The organism is Sphingobium quisquiliarum P25 (genome assembly GCF_000445065.1).
GTDB classification, from domain to species: domain Bacteria; phylum Pseudomonadota; class Alphaproteobacteria; order Sphingomonadales; family Sphingomonadaceae; genus Sphingobium; species Sphingobium quisquiliarum.
Map to the genome: position 1 here is coordinate 56433 of NZ_ATHO01000045.1, position 12220 is coordinate 68652.

A 12220-nucleotide genomic window follows, 5' to 3' on the forward strand; every position below is an offset into this window, starting at 1 on the left:
GGTCAAGCAGGAAGGGCAATGGTCTCCGCTATTTCGGCAGGCACGGCCGTGCCCGCAACCGCTTCGCCAATCAGAAGCAGGGTCGGGTCCTCGTCACTGATGGTCTGCACCAGGAATGCCAGCGCGGACAGCTTGCCGCGGATCAGGCGTTCATTGGGGAGCGAAACGTTAACCGCCACCATCACCGGGGTTTCGGGATCACGTCCGGCGGCGATCAACTGGCGGCTGATCTCTCCGGCGGCGGCGCGGCCCATGTAGATGCCGAGCGTGCCGCCGGGACGGGCGAGCGCTTCCCAGTCGAGCTTGAGCGGTTCGCCCGCCTTCAGATGCGCGGTGACGAGCGTCAGTCCGCGCGCCTTGCCGCGCAGGGTGAGGGAAGCGCTACCGCTCGCCGCAGCGGCGCTGGCGGTGGTGATGCCGGGGCAGATGCGGAAGCGGATGCCGTCCGCCGCCAGATGTTCCATCTCCTCCGCCGAGCGGCCGAAGATGGAGGGATCGCCGCCTTTGAGGCGGACGACGCGCTTGCCCGCCTTGGCGGCGGCGAGGAGCAGGTCGTTGATGCTCTCCTGCGCCTTGCTGTGGCGGCCAGAGCGTTTGCCCACGCTGACCCGCTCCACGCCTTGCGGGATGAGGTCGAGAACGCCGGGACCGACCAGCGCGTCGTAGAAGACAATCTCCGCCGCAGCGATCAGCTTTTCGGCCTTCCGGGTGAGCAGGTCCGGGTCGCCGGGGCCTGCGCCGACCAGCCAGACTTCACCGGGGGCGATAAGTTCATTCGGCTGCATGGAGCGTCTCCTGCGGGATTTGGGCGAGGATGTTGGCGAGCGCGGGGCGGCAGGACCCGCAATTGGTGCCAGCGCCGATCGCCTTGCCGATGGCGGGCACATCGACCAGGCTCTGTTCGCGGATGGCGGTCATGATCTGATTGAGGCCGATGTCGAAGCAGACGCAGATGGTCGGCCCCTTGTCAGGCTGGTTGCCCGGCCCACGGGCGGCGAGGACGGAGGCCCCCACCCCTTCGACGGCAAGCTGGCTGATGAGCCAATCCCGCGAGGGGAGCAGGCCGGTGCGGGTGACGAAGAGGACGGCGGCGAGCTTGCCTTCGCTGATGATCGCGATACGGCGGGTGCCGCGCGTCATGTCGATGGCTTCGACCCGGTCGCCCTTGGGCAGGCTGGCTTCGAGCCTTATGGGATCGCCATTGCCCGCGACTTCGTAGAGCGCGCCGCCGGGAACGGTCACGCGGGTCGACCAGAGGCAGGGGAGCTTCGCGGGCTGATCACCGCGCAGGATCAGGAAGCCCTTCCATTCGGTGACGACCCTCTCGATGCTGGCGGGGGTCAGTTTGAAGCCGGGCTGGCCCGAATGCGGATCGACCAGCGGACGGGGCAGCAGGCCGGTGCGGCCGCCGGTCGAGACCTGATCGGTCCAGTGGATCGGCGTGAAGATCTCGCCCCGGCGCTGACCATCGCTATGAGCAACGCGGAAGATGCTGTTGCCCTGCGCGGTCTGAACGCGGGCAAGGTCGCCATCGATAATGCCGAGGTCCTGCGCATCTTCGGGATGGATTTCGACCAGCGGCTCCTCACGGTGACGGGCGAGTTTGGGCGCGAGGCCGGTGCGCGTCATCGTGTGCCACTGGTCGCGATAACGGCCGGTGTTGAGCGTCATCGGCCACTGTTTGAGCGGCTCCTGCAACTCCATCTGCTTCGTCAGGACCAGCCGCGCCTTGCCATCCGGCGTCGAGAAATGGCCATCGGCAAACGGCTTGTCGCCACCCCAGCGGAACGGCTCCATCGCCTCATAGGCGTCATTGCCGATGGTGGCGTGGCCGCGCAGGTTGAGCACGCGCTGGCCGTCATTTTGATAGGCGGTCAGGCGCGCATGTTCGCGCCAGATGTCGGCGGGCCGGTCATAGGCGAAGGCATTGGCCCAGCCCATCCGCCTGGCGACTTCCTTGATGATCCACCAGTCGGGCTTGGCCTCGCCGGGGAGCGCAAGGAAAGGACGCTGGCGGCTGATCGTGCGGTCCGAATTGGTGACCGTGCCGTCCTTCTCCCCCCAGCCAGCGGCGGGCAGGCGAACATCGGCATGAACGCTGCTGTCGGTGTCCGCGATGATGTCCGACACGACGAGGAAGGGAACCGCTTCCAGCGCCTCGCGCACGCGGTTGGCGTCGGGCAGCGAAACGGCGGGATTGGTCGCCATCACCCAAAGCGCCTTTATGCGGCCTTCATTGATGGCACGGAACAGATCGACGGCTTTCAGGCCCGGCTTGGCCGCCATGTTCGGCGCGGCCCAGAAGCGGCCTACCCGCTCCACATTTTCGGGCGCAAAGTCCATGTGGCTGGCAAGGGTTGATGCGAGGCCGCCCACCTCGCGGCCGCCCATGGCGTTGGGCTGGCCGGTGATCGAGAAAGGCGCCGCGCCCGGCTTGCCGATGCGGCCGGTGGCGAGGTGGACATTGATGATCGCGTTCACCTGATCGGTGCCGCGGATCGACTGGTTGATGCCCTGGCTGAACAGGGTGACGGTACGCGGCGTGGCGGCGAACAGCTTGAAGAACTGTTCCAGCAGCGCGGGCGCGATGTCGCATGTCTTGGCCGTGGTCCACAGGTCATGGCCGGTGCGGATATGCTCCCAGAAGCCTTCGGGGGCGTTGACATGATCGGCCATATAGGCGGGATCGGTGATGCCTTCCTGATCACACCAGGCGAGCAACCCATTCATCAACGCCACGTCGGTGCCGGGCTTCACCGGCAGATGCAGGTCGGCGCCTTCGCAGGTTTCGGTACGGCGCGGATCGATGACGACCAGCTTGGTGCCGCGAGCAGCACGGGCAGCTTGAATACGCTGGTAAACGATCGGGTGGCACCAGGCCGTGTTGGAGCCGACCAGCACGATCAGGTCCGCTTCCTCCAGATCGCCATAGTTCGCTGGCACCACATCCTCGCCAAAGGCGCGGTTGTGACCGGCGACCGCGCTCGACATGCAGAGGCGGCTGTTGGTGTCGATGTTGGAAGTGCCGATGAAGCCCTTCATCAGCTTGTTGGCGACATAATAATCTTCGGTCAGCAGCTGGCCCGAAACATAAAAGGCGACGCTGTCGGGTCCGTAGCGATCGACCGTCTCGCGAAATTTCTTCGCCACAAGGTCAAGCGCCTTGTCCCAGCTGGCGCGCTTGTTGCCGATCATGGGATGCAGCAGGCGCCCGGTCAGGCCAACGGTTTCGCCCAGATGCGTGCCCTTGGAGCAGAGACGCCCGCCATTGGCCGGGTGCGCTTCATCGCCCCTGATCTTGACCGACCGGGGCCTGGTCTGCGTGGCCGAAATGCCGCAACCGACGCCGCAATAGGCGCAGGTGGTGCGGATGGCCTCTGTCATGCTCTTACCTCTTCGTCCCGAGGAACAAGATTTGGGTGGAGGCGCATGCCGCAAGGGATGGCCAGCAGACCGCCCCCACCCAGATCCCCGCCGCTATGGCTGGGGACCGGAAGCTCACGCGGCCGCCTTGAGCGCCGTGGGGCGGGCGATCAGGATGCGGCCGCCTTCCTCTTTCACGGCGATGGCCGGCGTGCAGCCTTCATCATTGCCCTGCGCCTCGCCCGTTTTCAGGGCGATGTTCCAGTTGTGCAGCGGGCAGGCGACGCTGTGGCCATGGACTATGCCCTGGCTCAGCGGCCCCTTCTTGTGCGGGCATTCATTGACCAGCGCGAAAACCTTGTCGTCGCTGGTGCGGAACACGGCGATTTCCTTTTCGCCAGCAATCTGCACCGTGCGGGCGCCGCGCTGGGGAATGTCGGCCAGCGTTCCGATGTCGATCCATGTCGTCATGTCGTTCACTCCGCAGCGATGGCGATGGGTTCGAGATGCTGGTGCAGTTCGGCATGTCGGCCCGCCGCACGCTCCGCCCATGGGTCGTCTTGAGAAAAGCTTTGCGAATAGAGGAAGCGGCTGCGCAGGGCCTCACGGCCTGCTTCGTCTTCCACAATGCGCTGCTTCACATATTCGACGCCGACACGCTCGATCCACGGCGCGGTGCGCTCCAGATAGCGGGCTTCTTCGCGGTAGAGCTGGATGAAGGCAGCGCAATAATCCAGCGCCTCCTGCTCGGTCGCGACCTTGCACAGCAGGTCGGTGGCGCGGACATGGATACCGCCATTGCCGCCGACATGCAGTTCATAGCCCGAATCCACGCAGACCACGCCAAAGTCCTTGATCGTCGCCTCCGCGCAATTGCGGGGGCAGCCGGAGGCCGCGATCTTGAATTTGTGGGGCATCCAGGAACCCCAGGTCATCCGCTCGATCTTGACGCCAAGGCCGGTCGAATCCTGCGTGCCGAAGCGGCACCATTCGCTACCGACGCAGGTCTTCACCGTGCGCAGCGACTTGCCATAGGCATGGCCCGACACCATGCCCGCGGCATTGAGGTCGGCCCAGACGGCGGGCAGGTCTTCCTTCTTGATGCCGAAGATGTCGAGACGCTGGCCGCCGGTGACCTTCACCATCGGCGCGTCATATTTCTCGACCACATCGGCGATGGCGCGCAATTCACGCGGGTTGGTCAGGCCACCCCACATGCGCGGAACGACCGAATAGGTGCCGTCCTTCTGAATGTTGGCGTGCATGCGCTCGTTGACGAAGCGGCTCTGCTGATCGTCCTGATACTCGCCGGGCAGCGCGCAGAGCAGATAGTAATTCAGCGCAGGGCGGCAGGAGGAGCAACCATCGGGGGTCGACCAGTGCAGCAGTTGCATCACTTCCGGGATCGAGCGCATATTCTGCGCCACGATCTCGCGGCGGACGTCATCATGGGTGAAGCTGGTGCATTTGCACATGGTCTTCGGACCCGAAGCCACATCGTCGCCAAGGGTGAGCGCCAGCAGATTTTCGACCAGACCGGTGCACTGGCCGCAACTTGCCGAAGCCTTGCAAGACCCACGCACCGCATCGAGGCTGCAATTGCCCGCTTCGATGCAAGCGACGACCTGGCCCTTGCTGACGCCGTTGCAGCCGCAAATCTCGGCATCGTCCGAGAGCGCCGCAACGGCCGCCTTAGGGTCCAGCGCGCCCCCTCCAGAGGCGAAGGCCTGGCCGAAGATCAGCAGGTCGCGAATGCCGCTGACGTCCTCGCCCTTCTTCAAAAGATCGAAATACCAGCCGCCATCAGCCGTATCGCCGTAGAGCACCGCGCCGATGATCCTGTCGTCCTTGACGATGACGCGCTTGTAAACGCCGCGCGAGGCGTCGCGCAGGACAATGTCCTCGCAGCCATCCCCGCCCGAAAAGTCACCCGCCGAAAAGACATCCAGACCCGCGACCTTGAGCTTGGTCGAGGTGACCGAACCCTTGTAACCCGTGTGCTGATCGGTAAGGCCGTCGGCAAGGCTGCGGCACATATCCCACAGCGGCGCGACAAGGCCGTAGACATTGCCGTCATGCTCGACGCATTCGCCGACCGCGAGGATGTCAGGGTCGCTGGTGACCATATGGTCATCGACCTTGATGCCGCGATTGACCTCCAGCCCGGCTTCGCGGGCCAGCGCGGTCGAAGGGCGGATGCCCACCGCCATGACGACGAGGCTGGCCGGGATTTCGCGGCCATCCTTCAGGCGCACGCCCTCCACCTTGCCGTCGCCATAAATGGCTTCGGTATTCGCGCCCGTCAGGATGGTCTGGCCCCGGCCTTCCAGCGCGGATTTCAGCAGCCAGCCCGCCGCCTCATCAAGCTGCCTTTCCATCAGCGTGTCCATGAGGTGGATGACGGTCACCTTCATGCCGCGCAGCGTGAGGCCGTGCGCTGCTTCCAGGCCCAGCAGGCCACCGCCGATCACCACCGCATTGCCGCCCTTTCCGGCGGCTTCCAGCATTGTATCGACATCCTTCATGTCGCGGAAGCTGATGACGCCGGGCAGGTCCTTGCCGGGCACCGGAATGATGAACGGATCGGAGCCTGTCGCGATCAGCAGCTTGTCATAACCGACGGTGCGGCCCGATTCACTGGTGACGGTCTTGGCCGCGCGGTCGATCGCCGTCACCGGATCACCTGCGATCAGCTCGATATTGTTGTCGAGATACCATTCGCGATTGTTGATGACGATGTCATCGAAGCTCTTTTCACCCGCCAGAACGGGCGAGAGCATGATGCGGTTATAGTTCACATAGGGTTCTGCGCCGAAGATGGTGACGCGATAGCGCCCGGCGTCCCGCGCCAGCAGTTCCTCGACGGCGCGGCAACCAGCCATGCCGTTGCCCACAACCACCAGATGTTCGCGAACATCTTCGGAGGGCACGAAGATTTCCTCTTCGTTGGCCGCTCCCGGTCCGGCGTTGTTCTGAAAATCCATCCCTTGACTCCAGAATAAAAAAAAAAGCCGCCATCCGGACGCTTGGGCTTTGAACCCAAAGGTCTGGATGGCGGCTTTGCCATCATTCACGCGTCGCCAGTCCGTCCATGGACCAGTTCAGCTATGTGAGTGGAGGACAACCTTGTCCTTCGCAGTGCAGCATAGATGAACGGCGATCAGGGTCAAGGCGATTCGGAAGAAACTTTTCTTAAAGAACACCCCCCCGTTTGGGCTGAGCCTGTCCTGAGCTTGATAGAAGGGTCCTCTCCTTTCTTGAAGAGAAGTGAAGCCCTTCGACAAGCTCAGGGCGAACGGAGGCAAGAAGTTCCCGGACACCAAAACAAGGGCGGCGGCTCCTCTTTCGAGGGCCGCCGCCTCCTGTCCGGTTAACTTGCCTCAGATGCGGGCGCCGCTGCTCCAGGTCGCGCGCCAGCGGGCGCGGACCAGCGAGATGCCGAGGAAAGCCGCCACGGCCAGCCCCGCGAAGATCAGGAAGCCGGGCGCGAAGCTGCCGGTGAACTGCTTGGCAATGCCGAGCGATGAGGCGAGATAGAAGCCGCCAATGCCGCCCGCCATGCCGACGAGGCCGGTCATGACGCCGATTTCCTCCTGGAAACGCTGCGGCACCAGTTGGAACACCGCGCCGTTGCCGACGCCCAGCGCCAGCATCGCCGCGACGAAGAAGCCAAGGGCAGACACCAGCGTCGGCGCATAGGAGACGCCCGCCAAAGCCAGCGCGGCGGCGATATAGACCATCATCAGCGCCTTCACGCCGCCGATCCTGTCAGCCAGCGCGCCGCCCATCGGACGGACCAGCGATCCGGCGAAAACGCAGCCTGCCGTGCAGTAGCCCGCGACGATCGGCGTCAGGCCGAACTGGTCGGTGAAGTAGATCGGCAGCGATGCAGCAAGGCCGACAAAACCGCCGAAGGTCACTGAATAAAAGCCCATCAGCCACCAGGCGTCAGCGCTCTTGAGCGGGTGAAAATAGTCGACCAGCTTCTTGGGCGCGGGCGCGTTGGGTGCGTTCTTCGCCATCAGCATATAAACGATGAAGACGATGGTGAGCGGGATGCAGGCAAGGCCCAGCACCGCGTTCCAGCCGAACAGCTTGGCCAGCACCGGGGCGAAGAGAGACGCGAGCACCGTGCCCGAATTGCCCATTCCGGCGAGGCCCATGGCCTTGCCCTGATGCTCCGGCGGATACCAGCGGCTGGCGAGCGGCAGGGCGATCGCGAAGCTGGCCCCCGCAAAGCCCAGGATCACGCCCAGCGCGAGCGTGCCGCCGAAGCTGTTCACACCCATGAACCAGGCGGTGAAGAGGCCGGCTATGACGATCACCTGGCTGATCGCACCTGCCTGCTTGCAGCCGATGCGGTCGACCAGCAGACCGTTTACGACGCGGAGCAGAGCGCCCGCCAGCGTCGGAACGGCGACCATCAGCCCCTTTTCAGCAGGGGTGAGGCCCAGTGTCTTGGAAATGGACGGAGCGAGCGGCCCGAGCAGCACCCAGACCATGAAGGCCAGATCGAAATAGAGGAAAGCAGCGATCAGCGTCGGCGTGTGGCCAGCCTTCCAGAAACTGGTCTGGCCGCTTTCCCCCTCACCCTTCGGGCGATCCCAATAAGCAGTTGCCATGATGACGTCCCTCGATCTTGTGAAATGGACATGAAAAAAGCCGCTCCCCGACGCCTGCTATAAACAGGGTCCGGCCAGCGGCTTTGCTGCAAATTCTGGTACTGGGAGAGCGCGGCCCCATCCTTGGGCGTGCTCGTCCATGAAACGCGCTTCGTCGCGCGATCTTTGTCTTATCTAATGATTCGGGTCATGTTGCAAGGCACAATTTTCCGCTCATCCGGCGGCGTGATCCACAATGGATGCTGAAACAAGTTCAGGATGACGATCAAGGAGATGCAGGGCCTAGAAGCTGGCGAGGAAGTCTTCGATGCGTTCGGGGTCGAATACCCGCCCGTCGAAAAAGCGATCCGGCCCCAGCGTCAGTTCACCCCGCTTCGACCCCACAGCCAGCGGCTGGGCCACGGCGCCTTCCACCTTCATGCTGGCGCCGGGGATGGGCACATTGCTTTCGGCCAGCGCCCGGCGGAAGATGTCAGGGCGAAAGACCGATCCGGCCTTCGCCGCGTTTTCGGGCGTGTGGTCGACCATTTTCCAGCGGACCAGCTGCGAATAAAGCCAGAGGGCCTGGCTGCGCCACGGGAAGGGCGTCGCCTCACGGGAAAAGAGCATGAAGTCGGGCATATCCAGCGGCGGCATGTCCGCCCGCGCGGTGATTCGGCCCGATAGCGCGCGCAGGATGAGGTCCGCAGGCTGATCCACGAAATGCGGCTGGGACAGGAGGTGGGCGAGCGCTTCATGATTGGCGGGATCGTCGCACCATGCGGCGGAGCGGACCAGCGCCCGGATCAGCGCGTCCACGACCTGCGAATTTTCCTCAAGCCAGGGGGTGCGGAAGGCCAGCACCTTTTCAACGCCACGCCGCCAGATGCGCTCGCCGATCGCGACCGCTTCGGCAAGACCGGCATCGACCGCCGCGCTGCCCCAGGGCTCGCCAGCGATGAAGCCGTCAATCTCCCCCGCGCGCATCGCCTCCACCGTCAGCGACGGCGGCACCACGCGCAGCAGCACGTCGCGGTCGGGATCTACCCCCGCGCTCGCCAGCCAGTAACGCAGCATGACGGCATGGCTGGAGAAGCGGTGGACGATGCCAATGACGGGCTTGCGCTTCCACAGGCCGATGGCGGCGGCGAAGTCATGCGCGGTGCCCAGCGGATCGTTGAGCCGCGCGGCGACGTCAGGGTCCAGCGCCTGGGCAAACTCCTTCGCCATGACCAGCATATTGCCGTTGACGTTGAGCTTGTAGGGCGCGGAAAGCGGCGCTGGCTGCTGGCTCAAGCCCAGCGTCACGGCGATGGCGAGCGGGGCCAGCATATGCGCGGCCTGCACCTGGCCGAAGATCAGCCGGTCGCGCAGCGTCGCCCAGCTGACCGTCCGGACGAGGTCGAGCGCAATGCCCTCTTCCTCGGCAAAGCCCTTTTCGCGCGCGACGGCCAGCACAGCGGAGTCGGTCAGCGGCAGATAGGCGATGCGCAGGGGCGTCGTCCCGATGATCGTCATAGCCCCCCTCCCAACAGGTCGCTGGCGGTGATCAATGCCTGGGCGACGTCCACGATCTTCTTCCCCTGGTTCATAGCGCTCGACCGCAGCAGCGCATAGGCATCGGGTTCGGACAAGCCCCGCTGGCTCATCAAGATGGATTTGGCGCGGTCGATGATCTTGCGGTCGGACAGGGCGGTGCGCGCCTCGTCCAGTTCGGTCTGGAGCCGGGCGAAGGCGTTGAAGCGGCGAACCGCCAGTTCCAGAACCGGCTTCACCCGTTCCTTGCGCAGGCCATCGACCACATAGGCGGACACGCCCGCGTCGATGGCGGCCCCGATCATCGATTCGTCCGACTGATCGACGAACATGACGATGGGCCGGGCGAGCGCGCGGCTGACGGAGAGCATTTCCTCCAGCGTGTCGCGGCTGGGACTGCCCAAGTCCATCAGCACGACATCGGGCGCCATGCGTTCGAGCCGCGCGACGAAGCCGCCGCGCGGAGGGACGATATGGATATCGTCATAGCCCGCCTCGCGCAGTCCCTCCTCCAGAACCGTCGCGCGCAGGCCGCTGTCATCGATGATGACGATTCGCATGGCCCCAGCCCCTTTGGCCTTTCAGTGACCGCGATGCTGCGCCGCGTCAATCGGCCTGTCAAACGGCAGGACCGGTCAGTGCGCGGAAGACGTGTCCACCTTGCCGGTGGGCCGGGGGCCAAGCCAGATCAGCGCCGCCGCCGCGAAAAGGCAGAGCGAGGCCACGAAGAAGACATAGTCCATGGAGATCACAGTCGCCTGCTGGTCCACGAGGTCGGACAGCATCTGACGGCTCTGCTCAGGCGAAAAGCCGCTTCCGGTGAGGGGCGCGGCGGCATCCGGCGGCAGGGCCGAGACCATTTCGCTGCGCGAGGTGCGCTGGCCATCGCTCCAGCCCGTCAGCACCACGGACGTGGTGATGGCGACCGCGATGGTGCGCAGGAAGCTCTGCATCCCGGCGGCGGAGGCCGTTTCCTCCGGCAGGACCGACCCCAGCGTCAATGTGGTGAGCGGGATCATGAAGAAGGGCATGGCGAAGCCCTGCACGATCTGCGGCATGGCCAATGTCCAGAAATCCGCCGTGCTGGTCCACCCCGCCCGCCAGAAGGTCGCCATTCCAAGCCACACGATCGCGCCCGACACCAGGATGCGTGCATCGACCTTGTTCATGACGCGCGCCGCGATGGGCGCGGTCAGAATGGCGGTGGAGGCGGTGAAGGCCGTGACGAAACCGGCCGACGTGGCGGTATAGCCCATCGACATCTGCAACCATTGCGGGATGATCACGATCCCCGCGAAATAGGCGCCAAAGCACAGCGCCAGCGACACGACGCCGGACGTGAAGCCGATATGGCGGAAGACCTTCAGGTCCACCACGGGATGTTCTTCAGTCAATTCCCAGATCAGGAAGACGCAAAAGCCGATCGCCGCCAGCACCGCCAGCGTCACGATGAGCGGATCGCCGAACCAGTCGCGGTCCCGGCCAAGGTCCAGCATGACCTGGAGGCAGCCGATCCAGAAGATCAGCAGGCCAAGGCCGACATAGTCGATGGGCAGCTTGCGCGGTTCGTTCTCCGCCGGGCGCAGCAGGACCATGGCCGCGAATACGCACAGGGCAGCGATCGGCAGGTTGATGAAGAAGATCCAGTGCCAGCTCCAATTGTCGCTGATGTAGCCGCCGATGATTGGCCCCGCCGCCGGCCCGATCAGCGTCGTCATCGCCCAAAGGCCCATCACGCGGGCGCGCTGGTCGGGCGGGAAGATGCGGACGAGCAACGTCTGCGACATGGGCATGATGGGGCCGCCGCAAATCCCCTGCCCGATGCGGCAGGCGACGATCATGCCAAGGCTCATCGACAGGCCGCACAGCAGCGAGAAGATGCCGAAGCCCACCATGCTGAAAGTGAAGACCCTGACCGTGCCGAATCGTTGGGAAAGCCAGCCGGTCAACGGCACGCAGATCGCTTCCGCGACGGCGTAGGAGGTGATGATCCAGGTGCCCTGATCGGGCGTGATGCCCAGATTCCCCGCGATATGCGGCACCGACACGTTGGCGATGGTCAGGTCCAGCACCACCATGAAGTTGCTGAGCGCCAGCACGAGCGCCGCCAGCGTGCGCTGACGCGGAGTCAGGGACGAGATGCCGTCGGCAAGGCTGCTCACGGGCGTTTCCTTATGCGCCGGTCAGATCGATCTCGGCTTCCATCGAAAGCCCGACGCGCAAGGGGTGCGCAGCCAGTTCCTTGGGGTCGAGCGCGATGCGGACCGGCAGGCGCTGAACCACCTTGATCCAGTTGCCGGTGGCGTTCTGCGCCGGGATCAGCGCCATCGACGAGCCGGTGCCGCCGGAAAAGCCGACGACCTTGCCATGATAGACCACGTCGCCGCCATAAAGGTCGGAAATGACCTCCGCTGGCATGCCGATCCGCACGCGGCGCAGCTGCCGTTCCTTGAAATTGGCGTCGACATAGACCTGGTGGAGCGGCACGATGGTCATGATCGGCGTGCCTTGCGCGACACGCTGGCCGACCTGAACCTGCCGCCGCGTGACCACGCCGTCGATCGGCGCGCGGATCACCGTGCGTTGAAGGTCAAGCCGTGCATTTTCCACCTTCGCCTTGGCAGCAAGCACGGCGGGATCGGTTTCGGCCGACAAGCCCCGGACCAGCGCATCGTTCGCAGCCAGCTGCCCTTGCGCCGCGCCGCGCGTGGCTTCGGCCA

At 64.7% G+C, this 12220-nt stretch carries 9 protein-coding genes; all 9 read right to left on the bottom strand.

Annotation, left to right across the window (positions count from 1 at the left end; genetic code table 11):
* Positions 1-2 precede the first annotated feature (2 nt).
* Complete coding sequence (cobA, locus tag L288_RS27470; RefSeq protein ID WP_021237373.1) at positions 3-785, bottom strand: uroporphyrinogen-III C-methyltransferase; 783 nt, start codon at positions 783-785, stop codon at positions 3-5.
* Positions 772-3384 (bottom strand): molybdopterin-dependent oxidoreductase, encoded by a 2613-nt coding sequence (locus L288_RS27475; RefSeq protein ID WP_021237374.1) that lies wholly within the window; start codon positions 3382-3384, stop codon positions 772-774. Before L288_RS27475 ends, cobA begins: the two co-directional genes overlap by 14 nt.
* Positions 3385-3498: 114 nt before the next feature.
* Complete coding sequence (gene nirD, locus L288_RS27480; protein WP_021237375.1) at positions 3499-3834, bottom strand: nitrite reductase small subunit NirD; 336 nt, start codon at positions 3832-3834, stop codon at positions 3499-3501.
* Between the two features lie 5 nt (positions 3835-3839).
* Complete coding sequence (gene nirB, locus L288_RS27485; protein ID WP_031304038.1) at positions 3840-6347, bottom strand: nitrite reductase large subunit NirB; 2508 nt, start codon at positions 6345-6347, stop codon at positions 3840-3842.
* A 396-nt stretch (positions 6348-6743) separates the two neighbouring features.
* Positions 6744-7985, bottom strand: coding sequence for a nitrate/nitrite transporter (locus L288_RS27495; protein WP_021237378.1), 1242 nt, complete (start codon positions 7983-7985; stop codon positions 6744-6746).
* A gap of 282 nt (positions 7986-8267) precedes the next feature.
* Positions 8268-9482 (bottom strand): CmpA/NrtA family ABC transporter substrate-binding protein, encoded by a 1215-nt coding sequence (locus L288_RS27500; protein ID WP_021237379.1) that lies wholly within the window; start codon positions 9480-9482, stop codon positions 8268-8270.
* Entirely contained in the window at positions 9479-10060 is a 582-nt protein-coding gene (locus L288_RS27505; RefSeq protein WP_021237380.1) for an ANTAR domain-containing response regulator, read from the bottom strand. The genes L288_RS27500 and L288_RS27505 overlap by 4 nt, the downstream gene beginning before the upstream one ends.
* Before the next feature lie 75 nt (positions 10061-10135).
* Positions 10136-11662, bottom strand: a complete 1527-nt coding sequence (locus L288_RS27510; RefSeq protein ID WP_021237381.1) for a DHA2 family efflux MFS transporter permease subunit — start codon at positions 11660-11662, stop codon at positions 10136-10138.
* A 10-nt stretch (positions 11663-11672) separates the two neighbouring features.
* The coding region (locus tag L288_RS27515; protein WP_021237382.1) for an HlyD family secretion protein at positions 11673-12220 on the bottom strand (548 nt) is incomplete at its 5' end.

Bases quoted from the DNA above. Each gene is read 5' to 3' on its own strand.
- cobA (WP_021237373.1), bottom strand. From the start codon at position 785: ATGCAGCCGAATGAACTTATCGCCCCCGGTGAAGTCTGGCTGGTCGGC.
- L288_RS27475 (WP_021237374.1), bottom strand. From the start codon at position 3,384: ATGACAGAGGCCATCCGCACCACCTGCGCCTATTGCGGCGTCGGTTGC.
- nirD (WP_021237375.1), bottom strand. From the start codon at position 3,834: ATGACGACATGGATCGACATCGGAACGCTGGCCGACATTCCCCAGCGC.
- nirB (WP_031304038.1), bottom strand. From the start codon at position 6,347: ATGGATTTTCAGAACAACGCCGGACCGGGAGCGGCCAACGAAGAGGAA.
- L288_RS27495 (WP_021237378.1), bottom strand. From the start codon at position 7,985: ATGGCAACTGCTTATTGGGATCGCCCGAAGGGTGAGGGGGAAAGCGGC.
- L288_RS27500 (WP_021237379.1), bottom strand. From the start codon at position 9,482: ATGACGATCATCGGGACGACGCCCCTGCGCATCGCCTATCTGCCGCTG.
- L288_RS27505 (WP_021237380.1), bottom strand. From the start codon at position 10,060: ATGCGAATCGTCATCATCGATGACAGCGGCCTGCGCGCGACGGTTCTG.